The 26,638-nt window shown below is 66.1% G+C and carries 28 protein-coding genes and 1 pseudogene; 12 read left to right on the top strand and 17 right to left on the bottom strand.

Annotated features, from left to right (window positions below):
* Positions 1-91: 91 nt before the first annotated feature.
* Positions 92-1,948, bottom strand: coding sequence for a glutamine--fructose-6-phosphate transaminase (isomerizing) (gene glmS / locus Q7J58_RS10905; protein ID WP_304827497.1), 1,857 nt, complete (start codon positions 1,946-1,948; stop codon positions 92-94).
* A gap of 135 nt (positions 1,949-2,083) precedes the next feature.
* On the opposite strand from glmS, the gene Q7J58_RS10900 reads away from it, so the two are divergent.
* Positions 2,084-2,608, top strand: coding sequence for an Lrp/AsnC family transcriptional regulator (locus tag Q7J58_RS10900; protein ID WP_304827494.1), 525 nt, complete (start codon positions 2,084-2,086; stop codon positions 2,606-2,608).
* A gap of 57 nt (positions 2,609-2,665) precedes the next feature.
* Here Q7J58_RS10900 and Q7J58_RS10895 read toward each other — a convergent pair whose 3' ends face one another.
* The 6 genes from Q7J58_RS10895 to glmU form a co-directional block, all read right to left on the bottom strand.
* Positions 2,666-2,896, bottom strand: coding sequence for a hypothetical protein (locus Q7J58_RS10895; protein WP_304827491.1), 231 nt, complete (start codon positions 2,894-2,896; stop codon positions 2,666-2,668).
* 77 nt (positions 2,897-2,973) lie between these two features.
* Positions 2,974-3,765, bottom strand: a complete 792-nt coding sequence (locus Q7J58_RS10890; protein WP_304827489.1) for a Crp/Fnr family transcriptional regulator — start codon at positions 3,763-3,765, stop codon at positions 2,974-2,976.
* A 199-nt stretch (positions 3,766-3,964) separates the two neighbouring features.
* Entirely contained in the window at positions 3,965-4,717 is a 753-nt protein-coding gene (locus Q7J58_RS10885) for a Crp/Fnr family transcriptional regulator (RefSeq protein ID WP_304827486.1), read from the bottom strand.
* Between the two features lie 134 nt (positions 4,718-4,851).
* Complete coding sequence (locus Q7J58_RS10880; protein WP_304827484.1) at positions 4,852-5,664, bottom strand: transglutaminase family protein; 813 nt, start codon at positions 5,662-5,664, stop codon at positions 4,852-4,854.
* Between the two features lie 18 nt (positions 5,665-5,682).
* Entirely contained in the window at positions 5,683-6,126 is a 444-nt protein-coding gene (locus tag Q7J58_RS10875) for a PRC-barrel domain-containing protein (RefSeq protein WP_304827481.1), read from the bottom strand.
* A 96-nt stretch (positions 6,127-6,222) separates the two neighbouring features.
* The gene (gene glmU / locus Q7J58_RS10870; protein ID WP_304827479.1) at positions 6,223-7,635 is read right to left on the bottom strand and encodes a bifunctional UDP-N-acetylglucosamine diphosphorylase/glucosamine-1-phosphate N-acetyltransferase GlmU; all 1,413 of its coding nucleotides are present in this window, start codon (positions 7,633-7,635) and stop codon (positions 6,223-6,225) included.
* A gap of 34 nt (positions 7,636-7,669) precedes the next feature.
* Between glmU and Q7J58_RS10865 the strand changes: the two genes are divergently transcribed.
* From Q7J58_RS10865 to Q7J58_RS10840, 6 genes are all read left to right on the top strand, one after another.
* On the top strand, positions 7,670-8,545 hold the full coding sequence (locus Q7J58_RS10865) for a DUF6279 family lipoprotein (protein WP_304827476.1): 876 nt from the start codon (positions 7,670-7,672) through the stop codon (positions 8,543-8,545).
* Between the two features lie 177 nt (positions 8,546-8,722).
* Complete coding sequence (locus tag Q7J58_RS10860; protein ID WP_304827473.1) at positions 8,723-9,475, top strand: GntR family transcriptional regulator; 753 nt, start codon at positions 8,723-8,725, stop codon at positions 9,473-9,475.
* Positions 9,472-10,269 carry a transporter substrate-binding domain-containing protein gene (locus Q7J58_RS10855; RefSeq protein WP_304827470.1) on the top strand — a complete coding sequence of 266 codons (798 nt, stop codon included), beginning with the start codon at positions 9,472-9,474 and terminating at the stop codon, positions 10,267-10,269. The genes Q7J58_RS10860 and Q7J58_RS10855 overlap by 4 nt, the downstream gene beginning before the upstream one ends.
* 31 nt (positions 10,270-10,300) lie before the next feature.
* A complete protein-coding gene (locus tag Q7J58_RS10850; RefSeq protein WP_304827467.1) occupies positions 10,301-10,972 on the top strand; it encodes an amino acid ABC transporter permease in 672 nt (223 codons plus the stop codon).
* Positions 10,965-11,615, top strand: a complete 651-nt coding sequence (locus Q7J58_RS10845; RefSeq protein ID WP_304827464.1) for an amino acid ABC transporter permease — start codon at positions 10,965-10,967, stop codon at positions 11,613-11,615. Before Q7J58_RS10850 ends, Q7J58_RS10845 begins: the two co-directional genes overlap by 8 nt.
* Entirely contained in the window at positions 11,602-12,363 is a 762-nt protein-coding gene (locus tag Q7J58_RS10840; protein ID WP_304827461.1) for an amino acid ABC transporter ATP-binding protein, read from the top strand. Before Q7J58_RS10845 ends, Q7J58_RS10840 begins: the two co-directional genes overlap by 14 nt.
* 70 nt (positions 12,364-12,433) lie before the next feature.
* Here the strand turns inward: Q7J58_RS10840 and Q7J58_RS10835 are convergent, their stop codons facing one another.
* From Q7J58_RS10835 to Q7J58_RS10800, 8 genes are all read right to left on the bottom strand, one after another.
* Entirely contained in the window at positions 12,434-13,726 is a 1,293-nt protein-coding gene (locus Q7J58_RS10835) for an anion transporter (RefSeq protein ID WP_304827459.1), read from the bottom strand.
* Between the two features lie 19 nt (positions 13,727-13,745).
* Positions 13,746-15,074: an SLC13 family permease gene (locus tag Q7J58_RS10830; RefSeq protein WP_304827456.1), complete on the bottom strand. Its 1,329-nt coding sequence runs from the start codon at positions 15,072-15,074 to the stop codon at positions 13,746-13,748.
* Between the two features lie 49 nt (positions 15,075-15,123).
* Positions 15,124-15,756, bottom strand: a complete 633-nt coding sequence (locus tag Q7J58_RS10825) for a hypothetical protein (RefSeq protein WP_304827453.1) — start codon at positions 15,754-15,756, stop codon at positions 15,124-15,126.
* Positions 15,753-16,319: a hypothetical protein gene (locus Q7J58_RS10820; RefSeq protein ID WP_304827451.1), complete on the bottom strand. Its 567-nt coding sequence runs from the start codon at positions 16,317-16,319 to the stop codon at positions 15,753-15,755. The genes Q7J58_RS10825 and Q7J58_RS10820 overlap by 4 nt, the downstream gene beginning before the upstream one ends.
* 114 nt (positions 16,320-16,433) lie before the next feature.
* The gene (locus Q7J58_RS10815; protein ID WP_304827448.1) at positions 16,434-17,423 is read right to left on the bottom strand and encodes an MBL fold metallo-hydrolase; all 990 of its coding nucleotides are present in this window, start codon (positions 17,421-17,423) and stop codon (positions 16,434-16,436) included.
* A gap of 131 nt (positions 17,424-17,554) precedes the next feature.
* Positions 17,555-17,956 carry a type II toxin-antitoxin system VapC family toxin gene (locus Q7J58_RS10810; protein WP_304827445.1) on the bottom strand — a complete coding sequence of 134 codons (402 nt, stop codon included), beginning with the start codon at positions 17,954-17,956 and terminating at the stop codon, positions 17,555-17,557.
* On the bottom strand, positions 17,953-18,198 hold the full coding sequence (locus Q7J58_RS10805; RefSeq protein ID WP_304827442.1) for an AbrB/MazE/SpoVT family DNA-binding domain-containing protein: 246 nt from the start codon (positions 18,196-18,198) through the stop codon (positions 17,953-17,955). Before Q7J58_RS10805 ends, Q7J58_RS10810 begins: the two co-directional genes overlap by 4 nt.
* A gap of 58 nt (positions 18,199-18,256) precedes the next feature.
* Positions 18,257-18,856 (bottom strand): TetR/AcrR family transcriptional regulator, encoded by a 600-nt coding sequence (locus Q7J58_RS10800; protein ID WP_304827439.1) that lies wholly within the window; start codon positions 18,854-18,856, stop codon positions 18,257-18,259.
* Between the two features lie 119 nt (positions 18,857-18,975).
* Here Q7J58_RS10800 and Q7J58_RS10795 point away from each other — a divergent pair, with 119 nt between their 5' ends.
* Positions 18,976-21,234, top strand: a complete 2,259-nt coding sequence (locus tag Q7J58_RS10795) for a xanthine dehydrogenase family protein molybdopterin-binding subunit (RefSeq protein ID WP_304827437.1) — start codon at positions 18,976-18,978, stop codon at positions 21,232-21,234.
* Positions 21,235-21,261: 27 nt separating this feature from the next.
* The gene (locus Q7J58_RS10790; RefSeq protein ID WP_304827434.1) at positions 21,262-21,726 is read left to right on the top strand and encodes a (2Fe-2S)-binding protein; all 465 of its coding nucleotides are present in this window, start codon (positions 21,262-21,264) and stop codon (positions 21,724-21,726) included.
* A gap of 313 nt (positions 21,727-22,039) precedes the next feature.
* Here the strand turns inward: Q7J58_RS10790 and purT are convergent, their stop codons facing one another.
* Complete coding sequence (gene purT, locus Q7J58_RS10785) at positions 22,040-23,266, bottom strand: formate-dependent phosphoribosylglycinamide formyltransferase (RefSeq protein ID WP_304827431.1); 1,227 nt, start codon at positions 23,264-23,266, stop codon at positions 22,040-22,042.
* Between the two features lie 23 nt (positions 23,267-23,289).
* A complete protein-coding gene (asd, locus tag Q7J58_RS10780; protein WP_304827429.1) occupies positions 23,290-24,150 on the bottom strand; it encodes an archaetidylserine decarboxylase in 861 nt (286 codons plus the stop codon).
* Positions 24,151-24,240: 90 nt separating this feature from the next.
* Here asd and Q7J58_RS10775 point away from each other — a divergent pair, with 90 nt between their 5' ends.
* The 3 genes and pseudogenes from Q7J58_RS10775 to Q7J58_RS10765 form a co-directional block, all read left to right on the top strand.
* Entirely contained in the window at positions 24,241-25,209 is a 969-nt protein-coding gene (locus Q7J58_RS10775) for an ATP-binding cassette domain-containing protein (protein WP_304827426.1), read from the top strand.
* A gap of 154 nt (positions 25,210-25,363) precedes the next feature.
* Complete coding sequence (locus Q7J58_RS10770) at positions 25,364-26,143, top strand: ABC transporter permease (RefSeq protein ID WP_304827526.1); 780 nt, start codon at positions 25,364-25,366, stop codon at positions 26,141-26,143.
* A 395-nt stretch (positions 26,144-26,538) separates the two neighbouring features.
* Positions 26,539-26,638: pseudogene (locus Q7J58_RS10765) on the top strand (IS5/IS1182 family transposase); the annotation flags it as partial.

Raw genomic sequence — 26,638 nt, 5'->3', positions numbered from 1 at the left:
CCTTGAGCCGGAGCCCAAAACTTTTGACACTTTATATTTTTCTTTGACACTTTATATTTTTACGGTCAAGAGGCTGAGGGCATCTCCCGTCTCACTCCACCGTGACGCTCTTCGCCAAATTCCGCGGCTTGTCCACATCGGTGCCCTTGGCCAGCGCGGTGTGGTACGCCAGCAGTTGCAACGGCACCACGTGCAGGATGGGGGACAGCGCGCCGTAGTGTTCGGGCATGCGGATGACGTGGATGCCTTCGGCGTTCTGGATGCGGGTGTCGGCATCGGCCAGCACGTAGAGCACACCGCCGCGGGCGCGCACCTCTTGCATGTTGCTCTTGAGCTTTTCCAGCAAGGTGTCGTTGGGCGCCACGGTGACCACCGGCATGGCGCTGGTCACCAGGGCCAGCGGGCCGTGTTTGAGCTCACCCGCTGGGTAGGCCTCGGCGTGGATGTAGCTGATTTCCTTGAGCTTCAAGGCGCCTTCCAGCGCAATCGGGTAGTGCAGACCCCGACCCAGGAACAGGGCGTTGTCCATGCGGGCGAAGTCTTCGCTCCAGCTGATCACCTGCGGCTCCAGCGCCAGCACGGCTTGCAGCGCCACGGGCAGGTGGCGCATGGCTTTGAGGTGGGCCGCTTCCTGCTCTTCGCTCAGGTACCCGCGCGACTGCGCCAGCGCCAGCGTGAGCAGAAACAGACCGGCCAACTGGGTGGTGAAGGCTTTGGTGGAGGCCACGCCAATTTCAACCCCGGCGCGGGTGATATAGGCCAGTTCGCATTCGCGCACCATGGCGCTGGTGCCCACGTTGCAAATGGTCAGCGTGTGCTTCATGCCCAGGCCCTGGGCGTGGCGCAGGGCGGCCAGGGTGTCGGCGGTTTCACCGCTTTGGCTGATGGCGACCACCAGGGTGCGCGGGTTGGGCACGCTGGTGCGGTAGCGGTATTCGCTGGCCACTTCCACCTGGGTGGGGATCCTGGCCATGCTTTCGAGCCAGTATTTGGCGGTGCAGCCGCTGTAGTAGCTGGTGCCGCAGGCCAGGATGAGCACGTTGTCGATCTCTTTGAAGACGCGGTAGGCGCCGTCGCCAAACAGCTCGGGCGCAATGCCCTCCACGCCCTGGAGCGTGTTGCCAATGGCGCTGGGCTGCTCAAAAATTTCTTTTTGCATGTAGTGGCGGTACGGGCCCAGATCGGCCGCGCCGCTGTGTGCGTACACGGTTTTCACCGGGCGCTGGCTGGCATCAAACGCGCGGCCCTGGCCGTTGGTCACCCAGTAGCGGCCCAGCTGCAGGTCCACCAGGTCGCCCTCTTCCAGGTAAACAATCTGGTTGGTCACGCCCGCCAGGGCCATGGCGTCGCTGGCCAGGAAATGCTCGGTACCGTCTTCGCCCACACCCAGCACCAGCGGCGAACCGGCGCGCGCGCCCACCACGCGGTGCGGCTCGTCTTTGTGGAACACCGCCAGCGCATAAGCGCCGTGCAGTTGCGCCACGGCCGCTTGCAGGGCGGCAAACACATCGCCTTCATAGAGCGAGTCGACCAAATGGGCAATGACTTCGGTGTCGGTCTGGCTCTCGAACACATAGCCTTTGGCCTGCAGGGCGGCGCGCAGCTCGTCGTGGTTTTCGATGATGCCGTTGTGCACCAGCGCCACCCGGCCATGGAGGTCGGCGGTCGCCTTTGGGCCGAAGCTGAAATGCGGGTGGGCGTTGTGCACCACCGGCGCGCCGTGCGTGGCCCAGCGGGTATGGGCAATGCCGGTGCCGCTGGCAATGTGATCGGTCTGGACCTGGTGCATCAGCTCGGCCACGCGGGCGGTGCTGCGGGCACGCTGCAAACCACCGCTGTGCACGGCCACGCCACAGGAGTCGTAGCCACGGTATTCCAGCCGCTGCAAACCCTGAACCAACACGGGCACGATGTCACGCCCGGAAACCCCTGCCACGATGCCACACATATCCCGCTCCTTGTTGAAAATGAGCCCCATGCTAAACAGCACCAGAAGAAATTAGCGATCGATATGAGCAGGTTAAAACCCGATTTGTTTCACCCCCCGAAAGACAGCGCGATTTAATTCACGGAAAATGCACCCATGGAAGAAATCAACATCGACGAAGCCGACCTGCGCCTGCTGGACCTGCTGCAAAACGACGCGGCGCGCAGCAACCAGACGCTGGCCGAGCTGGCCCACCTGTCGCCGCCCACCAGCCTGCGCCGCATCAAGCGGCTGCGCAGCCTGGGCCTGATTGAGCGCGAGGTGGCTTTGCTGAGCCCCGATCGGCTGGCTCCGCTGTTGGGCCACGGCCTCACCGCGCTGGTGGAGATCACGCTGGAGCGCCAGGGGGCCGAACAACTGGAAGCGTTTGAAGCCCACGTGCTGCCCGACCGGGCGGTGCAGCAGTGTTACCGCGTGAGCCCCGGGCCCGACTTCGTGCTGGTGGTGCACACCGCCGACATGCCGGCCTACCTGGCACTGGCGCAGCGGCTGTTCACCGGCTACGCGAATGTGCGCAACGTGAAGGCGTTCTTCAGCCTGAAGCGGGCCAAGTTTGACCCGCGCCTGCCGCTGGGCCACAACGGTCCGGGCCCGCACCCACCCGGACCGCCTGCGCGGTAAGACCGTGCGGGCGATCTCGCCGGGCTCGCGCGGGCCCGCTTTCAGCCTCTCAGCCTGTCAAGGTTCTGCCCGCAACGGGCCATCGAGTCGGATCGACCCTTCGCGCACATAGCGTTGAAAGTCGCCCACCGGCATGGCGGCAGAGCCGTGAACGTCTTCTTCGATCCAGCTCAGGGTGGCGTCGGTGGCGGAGAGAGACACCTCCACCGGGCCTTCGCGAATTTCCACGGCGGGGCCGTCGCCACCCCGGTATTCCACCTTGCCCACAATGCGTGCGGTTTGAGCCATCTGTATTCCTGTCTGTATCAATCAAGTGTTGCAAGTCCCGCCCGGCTGGGCGGATCGCGGGGACCGCCGCACACGCGTCAGCTGGACTGCAGCGTTGGGCAGTGCATTGCCGGGGACATCCGTCCCGGTGCAGAGTTTGTGGGCGAATGGCGGGTTGCGCTGTGGGTGCACGACAGACGGTCGTAAGCCCGCCGCACCACGCCGTAGCACTCGCAGCTGCGCGCTTCCAGGCCGTGGCGGTCGATGATCGAAATCTGGCCTCTGCGGTAGTCGATCAGCCCGGCCTTATGCAACTTGAGCGCACCGTGGGTCACGCCCTCGCGGCGCACGCCCAGCAGGTAGGCGATGCGCTCCTGCGTGATCTGCAGGTCGGCGCCGTCCTGGCGATCCAGATGCAGCAGCAGCCAGCGGCACAGCTGCTGGTCCAAGGCGTGGTGGCGGTTGCATGCCGAGCACTGGGCCATGTGCGTGAACAAGGCCTGGGTGTAGCCCAGCAAGCCGTGCATGAAATCGGGCGAACGCCGGGTGTGGTGCAGCACGGCCGGCGTGCTCATGCGCCAGGCGTGACCGGGCCGTTGCACCACGGCATCGCTCAAGGGGTTGGCGTTGCCCATGAAGGCGCAAACGCCGACCATGCCCTCCCGGCCCACCACGGCCACTTCGGCCGAAGCGCCGTCGGCCATCAAGGACACCAGGGACACGGTGGCGTTGGTGGGGAAGTACACATGGCGCAGCGCCTTGCCGCTTGAATGCAACGCGGTGCCGGTTGCCAGTTCGATCCATTCCAGATCGGGCTCCAGCAGTTGCCGTTCGGCGCTGGAGAGGCCTGCGAGCAGTTGGTTGCTGTTGAAACGTGGGAGGGTTGTCATGCGACCTCGTTGGGTCTGTCGTTCCATCTGAAACCCGGTCCTTGAAGGTCCGGAGTTGGTCGATGTCCCTGCGGGCCGGAAAGGCGGGAAGCAGGGTGGAACGCAATGTAGGTCGCAGGTCAGCCGTTCTGTGTGTACAAAGACATGAATCCAAACCGAGGTGTTACAGGTTGTCAAGATGCCACGCGCCATGCCACGGTCACACCAGCGGGCGCACGGGTGGGCGACCATCGCCATACAGGTCGGCCAGCCGCGCGAGCGCCCTCACGTCGCGCATGTACAGCCGACCCTCGCGGATCTGGTGCAGGCCCCGGCGCTCCAGCTTGCGCAGCGTCTTGTTGGTGTGCACCAGCGAGAGCCCCAGCGCATCGGCCACGTGCTGCTGCGTCAGGGGAAACGGCACACCCTGGGCGCCCGCATCGGCCTGCAGCGCAGCGGCACGCTTGAACAACAGAATCAGCAGCATGGCAATGCGCTCTTCGGCACTGCGCCGCCCCACGGAGAGCAAGGTGTCGTCCACCAGCGACTCTTCGTGCGCGGTGAGCCAGGTCACGTTGAAGCCCATGGTGGGTGAACGGCGGTGGATCTCCCACAGCGAGTCGCGCTGGAACACGCAAAACGCGGCGTCGGTCAGCGTTTCCACGCCGTGGGCCGCCGCGTCGCCCATCTTTTGCTGCACACCAATGAAGTCGCCCGCGAGCAGGAAACTCAAAATCTGGCGGCGCCCGTCGCTCAGCGTTTTGAAGCGAAACGCCCAGCCCTTTTGCAGCGTGTAGAGCGGCGCGTCGACCTGCCCTTCCTGGATCAACGCGCGCCCCGGCGGCAGGTACAGGTCACGGCGCTTGAGCGATTGCACCAGCTCCAGTTCAGCAGGCTCGTGCGCCTGAAACAAAGCGAGCGGCCGCAACGGGCATTCTGAGCAGAGGAGCGTGGCGGGGGTTTCTGAGGTCATGGGGGATTGTGGTGCCGGCCCGCTGCGGTTGCGGGCGTGAAACTGCCCTTTTTTGCGGCACCCGCATGCGGCAGCACCGTCGATGTGGCGGGCGAAAACCGGGAGGCCATGGGGCGTGGTGTCCGCTCCATAGGTCATTCGGGCCGCACCTCGTCGGTCCAGACCTTGAAACGCTGCAAGGTGTTCGGCCCGAAGGTGCTGGTCAGGGCCACGTCGCAGGCGTCGCGGCCCCGGGCCATCAGCACGCGGCCGATGCGCGGTGTGTTGTTGCGGGCATCAAAGGTGTACCAGCGGTCGCCCAGAAAAGCCTCGAACCAGCCGGCAAAGTCCATCGGGCCATACGGTGGCGGGGTGCCGATGTCGCCCAGGTAGCCGGTGCAATACCGTGCCGGAATGTTCATGCAGCGGCACAGCGCAATGGCCAGGTGGGCGTAGTCGCGGCACACGCCCACCCCTTCGTTGTAGGCCTCCCAGGCGGTGCGCGTGCTGCGCGCGTGCTGGTAGCCGAATGTGATGTGCCGGTGGACAAAATCGCAGATCGCCTGCACCCGCTGCCAGCCGGTGGGGCCAGCGCCAAACCGTTGCCAGGCCATGTTGGAGAGTTGGTCCGTCTCGCAATAGCGGCTGCCCAGCAGGTAAACAAGCGTCTCCTCGGGCAGCCACTGCACCGGCGTTTGCACCGCGCCGGTTGCCGCGGGGTCGGGCAAACCGCTGTCGTGAACGATCGCGTCGGCGCTCAGCACAAAGCGCCCCGGCGGCGCCACGAGGCGGCTGCACCCGTTGCCGAAGAGGTCGCGGTACGCCGTCACAGGCACAGGTGGGTCGGTAACCAAAAGGTCCGCGCGCACCAGATCGACGGCGCGGGAGGGGTGGATGCTGAGCGCCAGGATCATCGGCGTCGGGCCGGGACACTGGAACGCCATCTCGAAGCCGACGCGAATGTGCATGCTCGTCACGCGCGCCGGTCAGACGCTCGGCGTGTCGCTGTGCGGCAGGGTGCCGTAGAAGGCGTGAATTCTTCGTTCCCAGCTCGTGTCGGCCATGTCGGGCCAGTGGTTTTTGTCGAAGCCCGGAGCGCCTTCGAGCTGTTGCTGGTTCACGTTGAGGGTGAAGCGCTTGTTCTCGGTGTCCAGCTTCAGCGCGGCCCAGGGCACCGCAAAAAGCTTCTCGCCCATGCCCAGAAAGCCGCCAAACGACAGCACCGCGTAGCTCACCCGCCCGCTGCGCATGTCGAGCATGATTTCTTTGATGTCGCCCAGGTCTTCGCCGTCGGCGTTGAAGACATCGTTGCCGATGAGCGTGTCAGCGCCCATGAGGTGCGGCCCCGGCCCGTGGTGGTCGTCGGGGCCAGCGCCGTCGGCACCCGCCATTTTGTACATGCCGTAAGCGTCGCGCTCTTCGTAGTTCATCGTGATCTCCAGTGGAAAAAGCCATCTGGAGCATGAACGGCGCTTCGGGTCGCGTCTGTTCGCAAGCGCACAGCGCGTGGAACAACGCGCCGCCGATCAAACCTTCTTCTTTTGCGGCCGTTGCCAGCTCTCGATGCTGACTTGCTTGCCGCGCGCCACCGACAACGCGCCCGGGGGTGTGCTCTTGGTGATGGTGGAACCGCCGCCCACCGTGCCGCCCGCGCCCAGCGTGACGGGGGCCACCAGCACGCAGTTGCTGCCCACGTGCACATCGGCCTCGATCACGGTGCGGTGCTTGTTGGCGCCGTCGTAGTTGGCGGTGATGCTGCCCGCACCGTAGTTCACCCGCTCGCCCACCGTGGCGTCGCCCAGGTAGGCCAGGTGGTTGGCCTTGGCGCCAGCGGCCAGGGTGGAATTTTTCACTTCAACGAAGTTGCCAATGTGCACCTCGGCGCCCAGCTTCGCACCCGGGCGCAGGCGGGCAAACGGCCCCACCAGCGCGCCGGGGCCCACGCTCACGCCGAGTTTTTCGCCGTCGATGTGGGTGAACGGGTGGATCACCGCGCCCGCTTCAATCACCGCATTGGCGATCACGCAGTTCGCCCCAATGCGCACACCGTCGCCCAGCACCACGCGGCCTTCAAACACGGCGTTCACGTCAATTTCCACGTCTTGCCCACACACCAGCGTGCCGCGCACGTCCAGCCGCGCCGGGTCGGCCAGGCGGGTGCCTTGCACCATCAGCGCCTCGGCCACGCGCAATTGGTAGGCCCGCTCCAGCTCGGCGAGTTGCAGCGGGCTGTTCACCCCGGCCACCTGCACCGCGTCGTCGATGCGGTGGGCCTGCACGCCCAGACCGTCGCCCACGGCGAACTTCACCACGTCGGTCAGGTAGTACTCGCCCTGGGCGTTCTGGTTGTCCAGCCGCGCCAGCCAGCCCTTGAGCAGCCGCGTGGGCACGGCCATGATGCCGCTGTAAATCTCGGTGATGGCGCGCTGGGCTTCGCTGGCGTCTTTCTGCTCCACGATGGCCTGCACCGCGCCGTCTGCGGCGCGCACGATGCGGCCATAGCCGGTGGGGTTGGGCATGTCCAGCGTCAGCAGCGCCAGGCGCTCGCCGGCGCACAGGTCGAGCAAGGCTTGCAGGGTGTCGGGCTGGGTCAGCGGCACGTCGCCCGAGAGCACCAGGGTCACGCCGTCGTCGGGCAGCGCGGGGGCCGCCTGCTGCACCGCGTGGCCGGTGCCCAGCTGGGGCTCCTGGCGCACGTATTTCAGCGCGGTGGCCGCAGCGCCAGGCGCCGCCTCGGGCGCGCTCAGGCCGGCTTCCACCTGCTCGGCGCCGTGGCCGGTGATCACCACCACCGAGCGGGCCGATAACCGCGCTGCACAGTCGATGACGTGCTGCGCCAAGGCGCGTCCGCCCAAACGGTGCAACACTTTGGGCCGCAAGCTTTTCATGCGTGTACCCTTGCCCGCCGCCATCACCACCACATCCACCTGGAACGACATGAACACCTCTGCTGAGCCCCTGAGGAGCCTTTGGTTGATTGATTCGAAGATTATCGCCCGCCGTTTTTGGTTGACCCTGGCGCTGCTGACTGCGCTCACGCTCGGTGCCTGCAGCACCACGCGGCTGGCCTACAACCAGTCGCCCAACCTGCTGTATTGGTGGCTGGACGGCTACATGGACTTCAGCTCGGCACAGTCCACCCAGGCGCGTCAGGACATCGACACCTTTCTGGGCTGGCACCGCAGCACCGAGCTGCCCACCTACGCCCGCCAGCTGCAGCAGTGGCAGGCGCTGGCCCCCCAAGACATGAGCCCGGCCCAGGCCTGTGCGCAATTCGAAGCCGTGCGCGCCGCCGTGCAGCGCGCCAGCGAGCGTGGCCTGGAGCCGCTCACCCGGCTGGGGCAGCAGCTCGACCGCGAGCAAATGGCCCACCTGCAGCGCCACCAGGACAAGGGCAACCAATCGTTTGCAGAAGAGTATCTGGAAGGCAGCCCCGAAGAGCGGCTGAACCGGCGGGTGGACCAGGCCGTGAGCCGCAGCGAAATGCTGTACGGCCGCCTGAGCCCCGCCCAGCGCGAGCTGGTGCGCAGTGGCCTGCAACAGTCGCCCTGGGACCCCCAGAAGGCCCTGCAAGAGCGTCTGCGCCGCCAGAGCGAGCTGCGCCAGACGCTTCAAACCCTGCAAAACAGCCCCAACGGCACCGCCCTGGACGCCAGCCGCAGTTACCTCATCCGCGTGCTGCAAACCCCCACGGCCGGCTACAACGCCAACAGCCAGGCCCTGGTGCAACACGGCTGTGCCCAGTTTGCGGCGCTGCACAACACCACCACCACCGAGCAGCGCGCCAACGCCGTGCGCGTGCTCAAAGGCTACGAAGACGACATGCGGGCGCTGGCCGCGCAGCGCTGAAGCGGCGCGCCAAACTGGGGCGGGACGGCCCCACACCCACCGGGCAACGCACCACACCAGGCCACCGGGCGCCCAATTTCCACCCACTGCCGCACAAGTCGGGTGCACCAATCTTGCATACAAGACTGGTATGGGCATGGCACGGAAATCGCATGAAGGAACCCCAAAGGTTTCTCCATGGTCAGCTCCACCGACATCGCCCAACGCATCATCGAAGCCATCCTGGCCCAACGCCTGGCCCCCGGCACCCGCCTGGGCGAGCAAAGCCTGTGCATGCTGTTCGACTGCAGCCGCACCCTGGTGCGCGAGGCGCTGGTGCGCCTGGCCGCGCGCGGGATCGTCACCGTCAGCTCGCGCCGCGGTTGGTATGTGGTGCAGCCCTCGCACGACGAAGCGCGGGAAGCGTTCGAGGCGCGCCGCGTCATTGAAACCGGCCTGATCCGGCGCACCGGCCCGGTGGACAAAGCCGCCATCAAACGCCTGAAGCAACACCTGAAGCAAGAACAAGACGCCCTCAAAGGCGACGACGTGGGCCAGCGCAGCTACCTGCTGGGCGACTTCCATGTGTGCCTGGCCGAATGCCTGGGCAACCAGTTGCTGGCCGACACGCTGCGCGACTTCACCGCGCGCACCACGCTCATTGCCATGCTCTACCAAAGCACGCACGACGCGGTGCAGTCGTGCCAGGACCACGTGGCCATTGTCGAAGCGCTGTCGCGTGGCGACGTGGCGCAGGCCGAGCGCCTGATGGAAGAACACATTGGCCAGGTGCAGGCCGCGCTGCGCCTGGCGCCGGTCAACGACCCACTGGCCGATCTGCGCGAAGCCCTCGCCCCCATTTCCCCGGCACCGCGTGCCCCCAAAAGCCGCGCGTCAACCCCCAAACCACCCGACCCCGCCCCCGAAACCTACCTAGGAGCCTTGCTATGACCACCAAACGCCAATTTCTTGCCACCGCCGCACTGACCACCCTGGGCGCGCTCGCCAGCCTGGGCACCGCCCACGCCCAGACCGCGCTCGACGACGTGATGAAGGCCAAGACCATCAAGATCGCCGTGCCGACCGACTTCCCGCCCTACGGCTTTGTGGGCACCGACCTCGCGCCGCAGGGCCTGGACGTGGACACCGCCCGGCTCATCGCCACCAAGCTCGGCGTGAAGGTGGAGCTGGTGCCGGTGACCAGCGCCAACCGCATTCCCTACCTGCAGACCCGCAAGGCCGACCTGGTGATCTCCACGCTGGGCAAAAACGCCGAGCGCGAAAAAGTGATCGACTTCACCGCCGCCTACTCGCCCTTCTTCCAGGCCGTGTTCGCCCCCAAGTCGCTCACGGTCACCAGCTTCGCCGACCTCGCCGGCAAGTCCATCGGCGTCACACGCGGCGCCATTGAAGACCAGGAACTCACCAAGCTGGCACCGCCCACCGCCGACGTGAAGCGCTTTGAAGACAACAACGCCACCGTGTCCGCCTTCGTCTCGGGCCAGACCCAGCTGATCGCCACCGGCGCTTCGGTGGCCGGCAACATGATGGCGCGCAACCCGCAACTGGGCGCCGAATACAAGCTGTTGCTCAAAGACAGCCCCAACTTCATCGGCGTGGCCAAGGGCGAAGATCCGCTGCGCCTGAAGGTCAACGAGATCATCATCGCGGCCAAAAAGTCGGGCGAGATCGACGCCCTGGCCAAGAAGTGGCTGGGCCGCCCGGCGGGCACCTTGCCCGAATAAACCCGGCTGAAGCACACCAGGAACGGGCGCCATGCGCATCGAACTCGACTTCATCGCCGTGCTGCTGCAGTGGCCGTTGCTCGCCAAAGGTGTGCTCTGGACGCTGGGCCTGACCGCCATATCGGCCATCCTCGGCCTGCTGCTGGGCACGCTCTGCGCCTGGGCGCGCAGCAGCGGCCCGCTGTGGCTGCGCTGGGTGGTGGGCAGCTATGTGGAACTCATCCGCAACACACCCTTCATCGTGCAGCTGTTCTTTGTGTTCTTTGGCCTGCCGGCCGCAGGCGTGAAGCTCACGCCCGAAACCGCATCGGTGATTGCCATGGTGATCAACCTGGGCGCCTACGCGGCCGAGATCGTGCGCGCCGGCATCGACGCCACCCCACGCGGCCAACTGGAGGCAGCGGCCAGTCTGGCGCTGTCGCGGGTGCAAACCTTCTTCCACGTGGTGCTGCCGCCCGCGCTGCAAAAGGTGTGGCCTGCGCTCACCAGCCAGATCATCATCGTGATGCTGGGCTCGGCGGTGTGCGGCCAGATCTCCACCGAAGAACTCAGCTACGCGGCCAACCTCATTCAAAGCCGCAACTTCCGCGCGTTTGAAGCCTTCATCATCGCCACCGGCATTTACCTGCTGCTGTCCATGGGTGTGCGCAGCCTGCTGAACTGGGCTGGTCCGCGCTTTTTCTTCGGGGGCCGCCGTGGTTGATTTTTCTCTGTGGGACATCGTTCGCAACCTGCTGCTGGCCGCGCGCTGGACGGTGGGCCTCTCGCTCATGGCCTTTGTGGGCGGTGGCCTGGTGGGCTTGGCGCTGCTGGTGGCGCGCACCGCCCGCTGGCCTGGCGCGCCCACGTTTGTCGCGGGCTACGTGCAGCTGTTTCAGGGCACACCGCTGCTGATGCAGCTGTTCCTGGCCTACTTTGGTCTGGCGCTTTTTGGCGTGGACACCTCGGCCTGGATGGCCGCCGCCGTGGCGCTCACGCTCTACACCAGCGCGTTTCTGGTGGAAATCTGGCGCGGCTGCGTGGCCGCCGTGCCCAAGGGCCAGTGGGAAGCCGCGCAGAGCCTGGCGCTGAACTTTGGCGAACAGCTGCGCTACGTGGTGCTGCCGCAGGCCACGCGCATCGCCATTGCGCCCACCGTGGGGTTTCTGGTGCAGGTGGTCAAGGGCACGGCACTGGCCTCGGTCATTGGTTTTGTGGAACTCACCAAGGCCGGCACCATGATCACCAACGCCACCTTCCAGCCGTTTCTGGTCTACAGCTGTGTCGCCCTGATGTACTTTGCGCTGTGCTTCCCTGTGAGCCTGTATGCGCGCAATCTTGAGAGGAAAATGAATGTCCAGCGCTAACTTGGCCCAAGCACCGGCCCCCATCGTCCACATCCAGCAACTGCGCAAGTCGTATGGCAGCAACGAGGTGCTCAAAGGCATCGACCTGCAGGTGCAGCCCGGCGAGGTGATCGCCATCATCGGCAAAAGCGGCTCGGGCAAGAGCACGCTGCTGCGCTGCATCAACGGGCTGGAGGTGTTCCAGAGTGGCAAGCTGAGTGTGGACGGCCAGCCCCTGATGCACAACAACCCCGCCGCCATGCGCGAGCTGCGCCAGCACGTGGGCATGATCTTCCAGAACTTCAACCTGTTCCCGCATTTGAGCGTGGGCAAAAACGTGATGCTGGCACCCGGACTGGTGAAGAAAACCGACCCCACCGCTGGCGCGGCGCGCGCGCGCCAGTTGCTGGAGCGTGTGGGCCTGGGCGAGAAGTTCGACGCTTTTCCCGACCAGCTCTCGGGCGGGCAGCAGCAGCGCGTGGCCATTGCGCGCGCCCTGGCCATGGAGCCCAGCGTGTTGCTGTGCGACGAAATCACCTCGGCGCTCGACCCCGAACTGGTGGGCGAGGTGTTGCGGGTGGTGGAATCGCTGGCCGACGAGGGCATGACCCTGCTGATGGTGACCCACGAAATGGGCTTTGCCCGCAAGGTGAGCGACCGCGTGATCTTCATGCACCAGGGCCGCGTGCACGAAATGGGCCCACCCGCCGAGCTGTTTGGCCACCCGCAAACGCCTGAGCTGCAGCAGTTTTTGTCGTCGATTCACTGACCCCCGCGCCGCCTTCGGTGTCACCCCCAAGGGGGCGGCACTGGCGGCCCGGCAACGCCGGTGCCGGGGTTCAGCCCACCCAACGCATCCAGCCCCACACCACCGCCAGCGAGCCCAGCGTGACCGGAATACCGGTCAACGCGTGCTGCTTCCAGTCGATGGCAATGCCCTGTTTGGCAGCCAGGTCCACCACGATCAGGTTGGCAATGGAGCCCACCAGCAGCAGGTTGCCGGCAAAGGTGCTCACCAGCGCCAGCAACACCCCGGCCTCTTGGGCGTTGGCGCCCAGGTGCGGCAGCAGCAGCATCACGGCCGGCACGTTGGACACCAGGTTGGACAGCGCCACGCCCACCACCAGCAGCGGCCCGGGGTCGGCCAGGGCCACGCCGTGCCCGGCCAGCCAGGCCACCGCTTCGGCGGCCAGACCGGTGCCCTCAAACGCATGGTTCACCACAAACAGGCCCATGAACAGCAGCAGCAGCTGCCAGTCCACAAAACCCATCACGTGCGACGAATGCAGGCGCCGACTCAGCAGCAACACGCCCGCGCCCACCAGCGCAGCCACGTCGCGCGGCCAGTCGGTGAACAGAAACACCAGCAGCAACACCCCGGCCACACCCAGGCCCTTGGCGGTTTGCCAGCGGTCAAACGCGGGCGCGTCGTCCAGCGGCACGTTCACCGCCACGGGCTGCGCCAGCTCGTCCGCGCCGTTGTTGGAGCCCGGCCCATACGCCAGCCACAGCCACAACAGCCCCAGCGACCACACCACCGGCCCCAGCGCCTGGCGCACATAGCCGCCAAACGGCAGCTGCAGCACCGAGCCAATGAGCATGTTTTGCGGGTTGCCAATGAGCGTGGCAGCCGAGCCGATGTTGGCCGCACACGCCAGCCCAATCAGAAACGGCACCGGGTTCAGCCCGCGCTGCAAACACAGCCGCGCCACCACCGGCGTCATGGCCAGGCAAATGATGTCGTTGGAAAAAATGGCCGACAGCCCGCCCGCCACCCCGATGAGTGCGGCCAGCAAACCCCGGCGCGACAGTGCCAGGCCACCCACCCGGCGCGTCACTTCGGTGTAAAACCCGCCCAGCCGCATTTGCGCTGAAACCACCATGAACGCAAACAGCAGCACGATGGTAGGCAGGTCCACCGCCTGCGCAGCGTCTTCCAGCGGCAGCCCGGTGAGCGCAATCACCGCAATGGCGCCCAGCAGCGCCACGCCCGAGCGGTCGAGCTTCAGGCGCGGCAGACCGCCCAGAAACATGCCCAGGTAAACGGTGGCAAAGACCGCCACCACGGTCCAGTCCAGCGCGTTGTGGCCCAGCAGGTGGGGCATGGCATGGGGCATTGAAGGCAGGTTCATGTCATTTTGAGGACGCGGTTCAGCGGATCACCCACAGCGTGCGCCCAATGGCGACCGCCAGAATCACGGTGAAGCCCAGCAGGCCCACCCCCAGGTATTCGCGAAAGCCGAACTGCACTGGCCGGCCATGCACATCGCGCAGCGCAGCGCGCTCGGCCAAGCTCTGCATCAACGGCCCAGCGGTGGCAGCGGTCAGAAAGAGGCTGCTGCCAGCGCACACCGCCAGTGCAAGCCCCACATAAACCGCGTCTCCTGGCATCTGCTGGGACAGGACGTCGGCCACCTCCAGCAACGCGGCCATACTTGGCCCGGCAGAAAACAGCCCGGTCAGCACGGCTGCCACCACCAAAAACAGCACCAACTGCCCCTCGGGCGTCAGCGGTACAGACTGCAACAAAGCCGCAAGATCGCCAAACAGCCCCGTCTCGCGCACCACGCCCACCATCAGAAACAACGCCAGCAAAAACAGCACCGCTTCCACATCGACCGCTCGCTTGAGCGCGGCCTCTCCGTGTGTCGGCTGCGCCAGCAGCACCAGACCCGCGCCCATCCAGGCCACCATTTCAGGGCCAATGCCCCAGGCGGGAGGCAACAGCAGCCAACCTGCAACCATGAACGCGAGCGCGCCCAGGCAAGGCGCAAGCAGGCGCCAGTCCAGGTGCACGCCTCGATACAGCTGGCTCAGCGTCGCCAGCGTCAGGCGCCGCCCCAACGGGGTCACCGGCACGTCCTGCGCGGGTCGCAGCGCCAGCACCAGCCCAATCAGAAGGGCCAGCGCCAACAGCGTAGCGGGCATGGCCGCACGCAGATAGGCTTCAAAACTCATGGCACCACTGCCCAACAACAACACCGCCGGAAAGTCGCCAATGGGTGTGGCTGCGCCGCCCAGGTTGCAGGCCACCAGCATCAGGCCCAGCGACCACACCACAAACCGCTGCGAAACGCCCGCCAGCGCAAACACCGTCAGCAGCACCGGCAAGATCACCAGCAGCGCGGTGAGGTTGTTCACCACCGACGACACAGCGTACGTGCCCAAGGTGCTGAGCACCAGCAAACCCACCGGGTGCGCCCGCGCCAGACGCACCAGAGCCACCGAAGCCAGACCGAACACCTGCGTGTCGGCCAGGCGGTGGGTGAACAAGCCCAGCGCCACCAAAATGAGCAACACATTCCAGGGCAGACCGGCAAACACCGCGACCACACTGGCCACGCCGGCCAATGCAGCCCCTGCGCACGACAGCGCAGCACCCGTCAGCACAATGAGCAGGCGGTGCGAAGGCAGCAGTGCCTGAGCCACCAGCGTGATCACCAACGTGAGCGCAAAACCCACCTGGGCGTTCATCATCATGGTGTACGGAGCCTCATTGAGTCGGCGTTGAAGTGGGTGCGACGCGCCATCAGCCTTTGAGATCGGTCAGGGTACTGACGTCGGCCGCAACCAACCAGCGGGGGTAAATTTCCAGCGGCACATCCAGAATGCGCCAACCCAGCAGCGAGCGGAACTGCATGCGCACGTCGGGCCCGGTGGTGCGCAACCAGGCCGGCAATACAAACACCTGGCTTTCGGTTGCGCCGTACACAAAGGTGAGCAAAACCGAGCGCGGCCCAGCCCATGATTGAAAGTTGGCCAGCGACAGTGCCTGCAAACGCTCGCCATGGTTGGCCAGCACACGCGCCCATTGGGTTTGCGGGTCGCCTTCCAGCACCAGGCCCACACGCACCGTTGGCGGCAAGGCTTTCAGCAGCGGGTCCACCCACAGCGCCTCATGGCCCACCAGCACCACACGCGAGGCGCTGTTCAGCAGCGGCAGCACCGGGTCCAGCGCCAGGTCTGGCGCGTGCACGCCCGCCAGCCAGCCTGCACACACGGCGTCCAGCACCGGCCAGGCGCGACCCAGATCGTCTCGCAACGCGGCCACACCCGCGTCTTGCGCCACGGCCGCAGTTTCACGCACAAACAACCAGGCCGCAGACGCCATGCCCAGCTCGCTCGCAGCGAGGCGAAATGCCTGCTGTTGCAAATCGCTCATCCGAAAGCACCACCCTTACCAGGCGCCGGAGCCTCATCGGGCGGTGTACCCAGCAGGTTTTGCAGCAAGGCCACCATCACCACGTTGGCCAGCGCATGCTGAGGGGGTCCGTCGGTGAGGCAATCCACCATGGCATCGAGCTGCTCTCTGTCGCCACCAGCCAGCGAACGCAGGGCCTGCAGCGGCAGCTGCAGGGGGTAGTGGCTGTCTTCCACCACGTCGGCCAAGTGGGGAGGCAAACGCATGGGCACAGGTGCACCGCCCTCGGTGGGCTTCGCACCCCCGCGGGCTTGCAGCGCCTGACCCAGCAACGCGAGCAATATGTAGTTGGAACCGCGGTGGTGAATGGGCCCCTCACCCACCAGACAACGCGACACAAACGCGCGGTCTGCGGCGTCGGGCACCAGCGGCGCCAGCCAGCCGTCCAGCTGCGCCTCATCCACAAAGGCCAATATGCGCGAAGCCGGTATGCTGCCGCGCCCGTGTGGCCCTGCCGCGTGGCCAGGTGCCTGATCGGGCGGGTGGCGGGGTGGGTGGTGTGGCTTGGGGTGGTGGTGAGGCATCAACGGCAAGAGTCTGGCGACGGTTAGTGGGCATAGTAGCAAAGGGCCGGGCGGCAAGCGCCCAGCAAAAAGCCGCCCGAAGGCGGCTTTTTGGGGTGCTCGGCAGGGCCTTGATCAGCTCTGCAGCGCTTTCCACATGTCCATGTCGCGCTCGGCGGTCCAGATGCGGGGGTTCTTGATGCCACTGGCTTCGTCGTACGCGCGGCTCACGTCGAACGGCAGGCAGTGTTCGTAAATGAACACGTGGCCAAACACCGGGTCCATGGTTTTGCGGGTGTGGGCCATGGCGGCTTTGAGGTCCATGCCGGCGGCGGCGGCTTCTTTGCCGGCGGCAAACAGGGTGGTGACCCAGCGCTGGGTGTAGTCCAGCGCCTTGTTCACATCGGCGTTGCCCTTCATGGCTTCGCCGCGGCCGGGCACGATGAACTCGGCGTTCAGGGCGCGCAGCGCTTCCAGCGTGGCGGGCCATTCGGCCAGCTGCGCGTCGCCGGTGTACACACCGGCTTCGTATTCCACCAAGTCGCCGCTGAACAGCACTTTTTCTTCTTCCACCCAGGCGATGGTGTCGCCTCGGGTGTGGCCGTGGCCGGGGCTCCAGATCTGCACCTTCACGCCGCCGAGGTCGATGGTGAGCTTGCCGGGCACTTCGCCTTGGGTGGCGTCGCCGCCGCCAATGACCAGGGTGGGCCAGGTGAGGCCGGGCACCGAGTCGGCGCCACGGAACAGGCGCGGGAAACGCTCCATTTCGCTTTGCATGTCTTGCGCGCCGCGCTCTTGAATGAGTTCGAGCGTGCCCTGGCTGGCAATGACTTCGGTGGCGCCTTCGGCCACGTAAGCGCTGGCGCCCAGCACGCGCACGGCGTGGTAGTGGGTCAGCAACACGTATTTGATGGGCTTGTCGGAGACGGTGCGGATCTGTTTGATCAGGTCGCGCGCCATGGCCGGGGTGGCGGTGGCGTCGCTGACCATGATGAACTTGTCGCCAATGATGACGCCGGAGTTCGGGTCGCCTTCGGCGGTGTAGGCCCAGCAATGCGGGCTGAGCTGTTCGAAGGTGATCTTTTTGTCTTCCAGGTCGGCCTGGGAGGCGAAGGCTTTGCTCATGGGGGTCTCCAGTGTGGGCGGTGCAACAAGTGGCAGTATTTTACCTAAACGAAATGAATTTCATATAGGTGAATTTTTTAGGCGAAGTAGCCGGGCTTCCAGCGCTAGGAGAGCGGACCGTTCTGGCCGTCTCACGCCGCTAGCAACCGCACCTTGCGTTTCTGTGCCTTCAGCAGTTTGATGGCCTGCTGATCGAACGACACAAATTCGGTGCCGCCCAGCAAGTCGCCCTCAGCGGCAATCACGCCATCGGCAAAGTCGCCGCCGCTCTCCAGCAGCGCCAGCCCGGCCAGTACGGTGGGCGTGTGGCACACCACTTGCCGCACCTGCAACAGCGTGCGCAGGGCGTGCGCCACCTGTGCCGGGGTGTAGCGGTAGCCGCGCAGGAGCACCCACACCAGCTCGCACAGCGCCGGGGTGGGCACCGCAATCAGGCTGGCTTTTTGCAACACACGCAAAGCCAGGGCGGCTTGAGCCGGGTCGTCTTGCGTGGCCAGCCGCACCAGCACGTTGGTGTCGAGCGTGACCTTCATGGCTGCCCCGCCCAACCGCTGGCGATGATGGCGTTCATTTCGTCCACACGGAGTGCTTGGGGTGGCGGTGGCAGGCAGCCCGCAAAGACTTCCAGTCCCTCGGGCGCTTTGGCCTGCAACGTCAGCACGCCGTTGGCTTGTTTGTGAACCTCCACCTGCTGGCCCGGCGCAATGCCCAGGTATTGCAACAGTTCACGGCGCAGGGTGATCTGGCCTTTGGCGGTGATGGTCAAAGCGGTCATGGGGCAGCCTTTATGCGGGTTGAAAAGTAATGCTATTTTACATTACAAACCCAATCACTCACCCCGACAAACCCCGCTCCAGCACCGCCACCACCTCATCGGCAAAGGCGGCGTAGCTCATGGGGCCACCGGGGCGCAGCCAGGTGAAGGTCCAGTTGATCATGCCGAACAGGATCATGGTGAGCGCGGTCTGGTTGGCCGGGGTGACGCGCTTGGGGTAGGCGCGTTTCAAGAAACGGGTGAAGGCGGCCACCACGTCGCGCTGGCGGTTCAGGATCAGTTCGCGCTGGGTGTCGCCCAGAAATTGGGTGTCGGACACCAGCGACACATGGCGCGTGGCGGAGTGTTCGTATTCGGTCAGAAAGGCGCGCACCAGCTCGCTCAGCGCGTCGCGCTCGTTCAGGTTTTTGCGCTCGGCCCGCGCCTCGGCCTCGCCAATGAGGGCCAGCAGGCGCTGGGTGTAACGGTCGAGCAGGTCAAACAGAATGGCTTCTTTGCTCTCGTAATAGTGGTAGATCCGCGCTTTGCTGGTGCCGCAGGCGGTGGCGATGTCGTTCATGCTGGCGGCGGGGAAGCTCTGGCGGGCGAAGCACTGCGAAGCGACGTCCAGAATCTGTTCGCGCTTGAGGTCGTGGGAGGCGGATTTGGGGCGGGCCATGGGGCCGCATTGTCCCACCCATGGCGCTGGTATGACCGGGTGCGACGGGGATGGAGGCTTGCGCGCCTTACAGTGCTGCGCATACCTACCCCATACTCGGTCTTTTGACCCCAAACCCCATGACCACCCGTAGAAACTTCATTTTGAGCAGCGTGGCCGCCGCCGGCGCGCTGGTGCTGGGTTGGGCGGTGCTGCCGCCGCGCCAGCGCCTGCTGACCGACGAGCCCTTGCCGGTGCAACCCGGGCAGGCGGCTTTCAACGGCTGGGTCAAGATCAGCGCAGACGGCGCGGTCACGGTGATCATGAGCAAAAGCGAAATGGGCCAGGGCGTGCTGACCTCGCTGTCGATGCTGCTGGCCGACGAGCTGGACGCTGACTGGAGCCGCGTCACCACCGAAATGGCGCCCATCGACAAGATTTACACCAACGTCAGCGCGGTGGTGGACGGCCTGCCGTTTCACCCCGACAGCCAGGGTCTGGCGCGCCGGGTGGCCAGCCACCTCACAGCCAAGGTGGTGGGCCATGTGGGCGTGATGATGACGGGCGGCTCCAGCAGCGTGAAAGACCTGTGGCTGCCCATGCGCGAGGCCGGTGCGGCGGCGCGCCAGATGCTGCTGGCGGCGGCAGCGCAACAGTGGGGCGTGGCGCTGGCCGACTGCCGCACCGAGCGCGGCCAGGTGCTGGGGCCGAGCGGGCAGATCGCGGACTACGGCTCGCTGGCCGCCGCGGCGGCGCAGGTGGGGGTGCCGTCGCGCATCCGGCTCAAGACGCATGCCGAATTCAAACTCATTGGCCAGCCCATGCACCGGCTGGACAGCCAGGCCAAGATCACCGGCAGCGCCCTGTTTGGCATCGACGCCCTGCCGCCCGGCCTGCTGTATGCGGCGCTCAGCATGTGCCCGACCCTGGGCGGGCGCGCGGCCCGGTTCGACGCAGCGGCCGCCAGCGCCCTGCCCGGCGTGCGCCAGGTGCTGGCGGTGGAGCCGCTGCACGGCGGCACCGGCGGCGTGGCGGTGATCGCGGGCCGGCCCTGGCAGGCGCAGCGGGCGCTGGCTGCGCTGGACGTGACCTGGGAACACGGCGCGCTGGCCGCGTTCAACAGCGCCGACGTGATGACCCAACTGGCCCAGACGCTGGAAGACGGCGCCAAGGGGTTCACTTACCACAGCACCGGCGACGTGGATGCGGCCCTGCAAAGCGCGGCCCGCAGCGTAAACGCCGAATACCGTGCGCCCTACCTGGCGCACGCCACCCTGGAGCCCATGAACTGCACCGTGCTGCTGAAAGACGGCCGGGCCACGGTGTGGGTGTCCACCCAGGTGCCCAGCATGGCGCGCGACGCGGTGGCCGGTGTGCTGGGCCTGCAGCCCGACGCCGTGACGGTGAACGTGATGCTGCTGGGCGGTGGCTTTGGCCGCCGGCTGGAGGTGGACTTTGTGGCCCAGGCAGCCGCCATTGCCCGCGCCGCCGAGGGCTCGCCGGTGCAAACCGTGTGGACACGCGAGCAAGACATGCAGCACGACTTTTACCGCCCGGCCTGCGTGGCGCGCTTCAGCGCCGGGCTGAGCGCCGAAGGCCAGCTGCTGGCCTGGAAAAACACCTCGGCGGGCCAGGCCATCGTGCCCCAGGTGCTCCAGCGCAACTTCGGCCTGCCCGGCGGCGGGCCCGACAAAACCACCTCGGAAGGCGCGTTTGACCAGCCCTACGAATGGCCCGCCGCGCGCATCGCCCACGAGGCGGTGGACCTGCCGCTGCAGGTGGGTTTCTGGCGCGCCGTGGGGCATTCGCACCAGGCATTTTTCAAAGAGTGTTTTCTGGACGAAGTGGCCCACGCCGCACAGGCCGACCCGGTGGCTTTTCGCGCCGGTTTGCTGCAGCAGCACCCGCGCCATCTGGCCGTGTTGCAACAAGCCGCCAGCCTGAGCGGCTGGGGCCAACCGGTGGCGGCCGGGCGCGCACGGGGTGTGGCGCTGCACGAATCGTTTGGCTCGGTGGTGGCGCAGGTGGCCGAGGTGTCGGTGCGGGCCGACCAGAGCATCCAGGTGCACCGCGTGTGGTGCGCGATTGACTGCGGCACGCCGGTGAACCCGCAACTGATCGTGCAGCAACTGGAAAGCGCCATCGTTTACGGCCTCTCCGCCGCGCTGTACGGCCAGATCGACATCGTCAACGGCCAGGTGCAGGCCAGCAACTTTCACGACCAGCCCGCGCTGCGCATGCACGAGTGCCCCGCCATCGAATGCGCCGTGATGCCCAGCACCGAAGCGCCCGAAGGCGTGGGCGAGCCGGGCCTGCCGCCCATTGCGCCCGCCGTGGCCAACGCCCTGTTCGCCCTCACCGGCCAGCGCCTGCGCAGCCTGCCGCTGCGGCTGGCCTGAACGCCCCCCGCACACCAGAACCCCACCATGACCCCCATTCAACTCAACGGCCAACCCACCCAGGTGGATGTAGAACCCGACGCACCCCTGCTCTGGGTGCTGCGCACCGAGCTGCAGCTCACCGGCACCAAGTTTGGCTGCGGCATGGCGCTGTGTGGCGCCTGCACCGTGCACCTGGACGGCGTGCCCACCCGCTCGTGCGTGACGCCGCTGGGCAGCGCCGCGGGCCAGTCGGTCACCACCATCGAAGGCCTGCAAGGCCCGGTGGCCGACGCACTGCGCGCCGCCTGGACCGCCCTGGACGTGGTGCAGTGCGGCTACTGCCAGAGCGGCCAGATCATGCAGGCCCACGCCCTGCTCACCACCCACCCGCAACCCACCGACGAGCAAATTGACGAAGCCATGAGCGGCATCATCTGCCGCTGCGGCACGTATCCGCGCGTGCGGGCGGCCATTCACCAGGCGGCGGTGCGGGTGGCGCAAAAGGTCTGACTCCCTCCCGCTTGCGGGAGAGGGGGACAGAGGGGCATCCGCTCAAGGTCTGTTGAAAACAGGCCGGACTGGCCATCGCGCGCCTGCCCCCATCCCAGCCTTCCCCCAGCGGGGGAAGGGGCAAGACACCGTTACCCGCCAACGCCTGTGCAGGGCCATGTTTTGGCTCCCTCCCCCTCTGGGCTGGGGTGGGGGCGCTCTACGCTGCGGCGCCTTGTTGCTGGGAAGACTTTGGCTCCCTCCCCCGCTGGGGGAGGGCTGGGGTGGGGGATCTCCCGGCTCCCGGGTTTAAGTTCCCGAAGGCAGCAGGCCCTCAAGCCCGGCGCGGCTTCACCTTGCCCGCTGCCAGCTTGGCCTGCGTACGCGCCACCTCCACGTCGGCATCAAACACCAACGCCACGCCCATGCGGCGCTTGGTGAAGCTTTCGGGTTTGCCGAACAGGCGGATTTCGCTGTGGGGCACGCGCAGGGCGTCGTCCACGCCGTCGAACACGATGCCTGTGGCGTCCACGCCGCCGTAGATGACGGCGCTGGCGCCGGGGCTTTTTAGGGAGGTGCTGACCGGCAGGCCCAGGATGGCGCGGGCGTGCAGTTCAAATTCGTTTTGCCATTGGGTGATCAGGGTCACCATGCCGGTGTCGTGCGGGCGCGGGCTCACTTCGCTGAACCACACCTGGTCGCCTTTCACAAACAGTTCCACGCCGTACAGGCCCAGGCCCGAGGGCTGGCCGTCGTGGCCTTGGCCCAGATCGTCTGTGACGGCCTTGGCGATGCGGCGCGACTCGGCCAGCGCGGCGGGCGTCATGGGGTGCGGTTGCCAGCTTTCCACGTAGTCGCCGCTCACCTGCACATGGCCGATGGGGTCGCAGAAATGGGTTTCGATCTGGCCGTCAGCGCCACGGGCGCGCACGGTGAGTTGGGTGATTTCGTAGTCGAAGTCGATGAAGCCTTCCACGATGATGCGGCCCGGCCCCACACGGCCACCGGCCATGGCGCAGTCCCAGGCTGTTTGCACGTCGGCGGGGCCGTCGATTTTGCTTTGGCCTTTGCCGCTGCTGCTCATGACGGGTTTGACGATGCAGGGGTAGCCGATACCTGCGTCGATGGCGGCTTGCAACTCGGCCAGCGAATCGCAAAACCGGTATGGGCTGGTGGGCAGGCCCAGGGTTTCGGCGGCCAGGCGGCGGATGCCTTCGCGGTCCATCGTCAGGCGGGCGGCGCGTGCGGTGGGCACCACGCGCACCACGCCAGCGGCTTCCAGCGCTTGCAGCACCGGCGTGGCGATGGCTTCAATTTCGGGCACCACCAAGTCGGGCTTTTCGGCCTCAATCAGCGCTTGCAGTTGCGCCGGGTCGCTCATGGTGATGGTGCGGGCGTGGTGCGCCACCTGCTGGCCGGGGGCGTTGTCGTAGCGGTCCACAGCGATGGTTTCGACGCCCAGGCGTTGCAGCGCAATCAGCACTTCTTTGCCCAGCTCGCCCGCGCCGAGCAACATGACGCGGGTGGCCGAGGGGGACAAGGGGGTTCCGAGGGTGGTCATGGGGGTTGTTCCTTTTACAAACATCAATTCAGCGCCTGGCCCATGGCCTCGCCCATGCGCACGCCCTGCCCGGCGGCCCACTGGGGGTTGAAGGCCATGGTGTCTTTGGGCCAGAGCAGCACCACGGTGGATCCGAGCAAAAACGTGCCCATGTGTTCGCCGCGTTGCAGGTAGACGGCCGGGTCGTCGTAGGTCCACTCGCGCACCTGGCCCGGGCGCGGCGGGTTGACCACGCCGTGCCACGGGGTGGCCATGCTGCCCACAATGGTGGCGCCCACCAGCACCTGCACAAAGGGGCGCAGCTCGCCTTGGGGGCCGCAGGGCATGTCGAACACGCACACCACGCGCTCGTTGCGCGCAAACAACCCCGGCACGCCACGCGCCGTGGCCGGGTTGACCGAGAACAGCTCGCCGGGCACATAAATCATGCGGCGCAGCCGGGCGGCGGCGGGCATGTGGATGCGGTGGTAGTCCTTGGGGCTGAGGTAGATGGTGGCAAAGGCACCGTCGTCAAACTGGGCCGCCAGCGCCGCGTCGCCGCCCACCAGCGCCCGCGTGCTGTAGTGGTGGCCCTTGGCCTGAAAAATCTGGTCTTTTTCAATGGCCCCGTGCTGGCTGATGGCACCGTCCACCGGGCACACAAAGTCGGCCTGCGCCAGCGGGCGCGCACCGGGTTTCAGGGCGCGGGTGAAGAAGGCGTTGAAGGTGGCGTAGCTGCGCGGGTCGGGGTTGGCGGCCTCGGCCATGTTCACGCCGTAGCGCTTGATGAACCACGGAATGACGTTGTGCACCCACCAGGTGGCTGTTGAGTTGGCGCACCAGCCCGCGAACTCGGTGAGGGCGCGCTTGGGCAGCAGGTATTGGAGAAAAACAGCGAAGGACATGGGCGGGGGCCGGGGCCATAAACCAAAGTGCCCGCATTATCCCCGGCATGGGCGGCGCCGGTGCTGGCCATAATCTGAGCGATCCATGGCATGCCGCCCCACACACCAAGCACCCACCGCACCGTGACCGCTCCCCTCTTCTCCTGCCAGAACCTCGTCAAACGCTACGGCACCACCACCGTGGTGGACGACCTGTGTTTTGACATTGAACCCGGCGAATGCCTGGGTGTGATTGGCCCCAACGGCGCGGGCAAAACCACCACCATCCGCATGTGTCTGGGCCTGACCGCGCCGGACGCGGGGCAGATCACCGCCTTTGGGCTGAACATGCCGCGCGATGCGCTGGCGATCAAGGCGCAGTTGGGTGTGGTGAGCCAGATGGACACCCTCGACCCCGATTTTTCGTGCGCCGAAAACCTGTTGGTGTATGGCCGCTACTTTGGCCTGAAGGCGGCGGACATTCGGGCGCGCATTCCGCAGCTGCTGGACTTTGCCGCGCTGGCGCACAAGGCCGATGCCAAACCGGGCGAGTTGTCGGGCGGCATGAAACGGCGGCTCAGCCTGGCGCGGGCGCTGGTGAACGACCCGCGCCTGCTGATGCTGGACGAGCCCACCACCGGCCTGGACCCGCAGGCCCGCCACCTGATGTGGGAGCGGCTGCAACGGCTGCTGCAACAGGGCAAAAGCATTTTGCTGACCACCCACTTCATGGACGAGGCCGAGCGCCTGTGTTCGCGCCTGCTGGTGCTGGACCATGGCCGCAAAATTGCCGAGGGCCGCCCGCGCGAGCTGATTGCGCAGCACCTGGAGCCCGATGTGGTGGAGGTGTACGGCCAGGGCGCGTTGGCGCTGGCGCACGCTGAGGCACACGCGCCGCTGCGTGCCTTGGCCGCACGGGTGGAGGTGAGCGGTGAAACCGTGTTCTTCTACACCGCCCAAGCCCTGCCACTGCTGGCCGCGCTGAGCGCACAGCCGCAACTGCGCACGCTGCACCGGCCCGCCAACCTGGAAGACCTGTTTTTGAAACTGACCGGACGGCAGATCCGGGAGGAAGGTTGACATGACAAGCTCACAGAACCCACAGCCGACCGACGGCAGGGACAGCAAAACCCAGGGCACCCACGGAACCGGCTTCGCCGGGCCGAAGGGTGCACCCCCCTCCAGGGGGGTCGCGCGCAGCGCGGCGGGGGGTTCTCATTTCTCCCCGCCCCGTCTGTCTGGCCGCTGGTGGCCGGTGTTTTTGCGCAACCTGCTGGTCTGGAAAAAGCTGGCCATTCCCAGCCTGGTGGGCAACATTGCCGAGCCGTTGATGTGGCTGGTGGCGTTTGGCTACGGCATGGGTGCGCTGGTGGGGCAAGTCACCTTCAACACGCCACAGGGCCCGGTGGCGGTGCCTTACATCCTGTTTTTGGCCAGCGGCAGCATTTGCATGAGCGCCATGAACGCGGCGAGTTTTGAGGCGCTGTATTCCGCGTTTTCGCGCATGCATGTGCAGAAAACCTGGGACGGCATCATGAACGCGCCGGTGAGCCTGGACGACGTGGTGCTGGCCGAAATGCTGTGGGCCGCGTTCAAGGCGCTGTTTTCGGTGACCGCCATCATGCTGGTGATGCTGGCGCTGGGCATCAGCTACGCGCCTAAGCTGCTGCTGGCCTGGCCGGTGCTGCTGGGTGTGGGCATCACGTTTTCGTGCATTGCCCTGGTGTTCAATGCGCTGGCCAAGGGCTACGACTTCTTCACCTACTACTTCACACTGGTCCTCACGCCCATGATGTTTCTCTCGGGCGTGTTCTTTCCGCGCGAACAGCTGCCGGGCGTGGTGCGGGCCATTTCAGACTGGCTGCCGCTGACGAATGCGGTGGAACTGGTGCGCCCCCTGTTCATGGACCAGTGGCCCGAACACGCCTGGCTGCACGCCGGGGTGTTGCTGGTGTACACCGTGGCCGCGTTCTGGCTGGCGCTGGGGCTGACGCGCAAGCGGTTTGCGCGCTGAAGGCTGGCGCTGGGCCCGTCAGCCTGTGCGGGTTTGATGTGGTTTTGCGCTGGCGGCAGGTCAGTGGCGGTCTTGCTTGTGCCCGTGGTGGTGTGAGGTAGATTTTCGGCGGCACTTTGACCGGCACGGTCACAGACGGCTGCTCCTCAGCGGGAGCGGGAACCACCGGGACAAGCGGTAGTGTTTCACCCGCAATTGCCAAAGCCTCATCTACGTCCAACGCCACCGATTTGGTGAGCATCCACCTGTGGAAGCTGAACCAGAACAGAGGTCCATTTCCTCAGCAAGAGGTTGGCTGGATAACGTTGTCTACAGCGGCACAAAACAACGAAGCATAGTCAATCTGTCTCAGAGCGTGTTTACGATTTGATCAGGTCGGATGAGAAAATGTGGGAATGAGATCAACCTACGCCAGTGATATCAGCAGAGAGAAGTTCGAGGAAATAAGGTTTTTACTGGAGGGTGTGCGCAGGCGCACCAAGCCGACGACAGTGG

This window comes from Hydrogenophaga sp. (assembly GCF_030656115.1).
In the GTDB taxonomy this organism is placed as follows: domain Bacteria; phylum Pseudomonadota; class Gammaproteobacteria; order Burkholderiales; family Burkholderiaceae_C; genus Hydrogenophaga.
The sequence above is the reverse complement of the archived record's forward strand: the minus strand, read 5'-3'. Positions and strand labels throughout refer to the sequence as shown.

Bases quoted from the DNA above. Each gene is read 5' to 3' on its own strand.
- glmS (WP_304827497.1), bottom strand. From the start codon at position 1,948: ATGTGTGGCATCGTGGCAGGGGTTTCCGGGCGTGACATCGTGCCCGTG.
- Q7J58_RS10900 (WP_304827494.1), top strand. From the start codon at position 2,084: ATGGAAGAAATCAACATCGACGAAGCCGACCTGCGCCTGCTGGACCTG.
- Q7J58_RS10895 (WP_304827491.1), bottom strand. From the start codon at position 2,896: ATGGCTCAAACCGCACGCATTGTGGGCAAGGTGGAATACCGGGGTGGC.
- Q7J58_RS10890 (WP_304827489.1), bottom strand. From the start codon at position 3,765: ATGACAACCCTCCCACGTTTCAACAGCAACCAACTGCTCGCAGGCCTC.
- Q7J58_RS10885 (WP_304827486.1), bottom strand. From the start codon at position 4,717: ATGACCTCAGAAACCCCCGCCACGCTCCTCTGCTCAGAATGCCCGTTG.
- Q7J58_RS10880 (WP_304827484.1), bottom strand. From the start codon at position 5,664: ATGCACATTCGCGTCGGCTTCGAGATGGCGTTCCAGTGTCCCGGCCCG.
- Q7J58_RS10875 (WP_304827481.1), bottom strand. From the start codon at position 6,126: ATGAACTACGAAGAGCGCGACGCTTACGGCATGTACAAAATGGCGGGT.
- glmU (WP_304827479.1), bottom strand. From the start codon at position 7,635: ATGTCGTTCCAGGTGGATGTGGTGGTGATGGCGGCGGGCAAGGGTACA.
- Q7J58_RS10860 (WP_304827473.1), top strand. From the start codon at position 8,723: ATGGTCAGCTCCACCGACATCGCCCAACGCATCATCGAAGCCATCCTG.
- Q7J58_RS10855 (WP_304827470.1), top strand. From the start codon at position 9,472: ATGACCACCAAACGCCAATTTCTTGCCACCGCCGCACTGACCACCCTG.
- Q7J58_RS10850 (WP_304827467.1), top strand. From the start codon at position 10,301: ATGCGCATCGAACTCGACTTCATCGCCGTGCTGCTGCAGTGGCCGTTG.
- Q7J58_RS10840 (WP_304827461.1), top strand. From the start codon at position 11,602: ATGTCCAGCGCTAACTTGGCCCAAGCACCGGCCCCCATCGTCCACATC.
- Q7J58_RS10835 (WP_304827459.1), bottom strand. From the start codon at position 13,726: ATGAACCTGCCTTCAATGCCCCATGCCATGCCCCACCTGCTGGGCCAC.
- Q7J58_RS10830 (WP_304827456.1), bottom strand. From the start codon at position 15,074: ATGATGATGAACGCCCAGGTGGGTTTTGCGCTCACGTTGGTGATCACG.
- Q7J58_RS10825 (WP_304827453.1), bottom strand. From the start codon at position 15,756: ATGAGCGATTTGCAACAGCAGGCATTTCGCCTCGCTGCGAGCGAGCTG.
- Q7J58_RS10820 (WP_304827451.1), bottom strand. From the start codon at position 16,319: ATGCCTCACCACCACCCCAAGCCACACCACCCACCCCGCCACCCGCCC.
- Q7J58_RS10815 (WP_304827448.1), bottom strand. From the start codon at position 17,423: ATGAGCAAAGCCTTCGCCTCCCAGGCCGACCTGGAAGACAAAAAGATC.
- Q7J58_RS10810 (WP_304827445.1), bottom strand. From the start codon at position 17,956: ATGAAGGTCACGCTCGACACCAACGTGCTGGTGCGGCTGGCCACGCAA.
- Q7J58_RS10805 (WP_304827442.1), bottom strand. From the start codon at position 18,198: ATGACCGCTTTGACCATCACCGCCAAAGGCCAGATCACCCTGCGCCGT.
- Q7J58_RS10800 (WP_304827439.1), bottom strand. From the start codon at position 18,856: ATGGCCCGCCCCAAATCCGCCTCCCACGACCTCAAGCGCGAACAGATT.
- Q7J58_RS10795 (WP_304827437.1), top strand. From the start codon at position 18,976: ATGACCACCCGTAGAAACTTCATTTTGAGCAGCGTGGCCGCCGCCGGC.
- Q7J58_RS10790 (WP_304827434.1), top strand. From the start codon at position 21,262: ATGACCCCCATTCAACTCAACGGCCAACCCACCCAGGTGGATGTAGAA.
- purT (WP_304827431.1), bottom strand. From the start codon at position 23,266: ATGACCACCCTCGGAACCCCCTTGTCCCCCTCGGCCACCCGCGTCATG.
- asd (WP_304827429.1), bottom strand. From the start codon at position 24,150: ATGTCCTTCGCTGTTTTTCTCCAATACCTGCTGCCCAAGCGCGCCCTC.
- Q7J58_RS10775 (WP_304827426.1), top strand. From the start codon at position 24,241: ATGCCGCCCCACACACCAAGCACCCACCGCACCGTGACCGCTCCCCTC.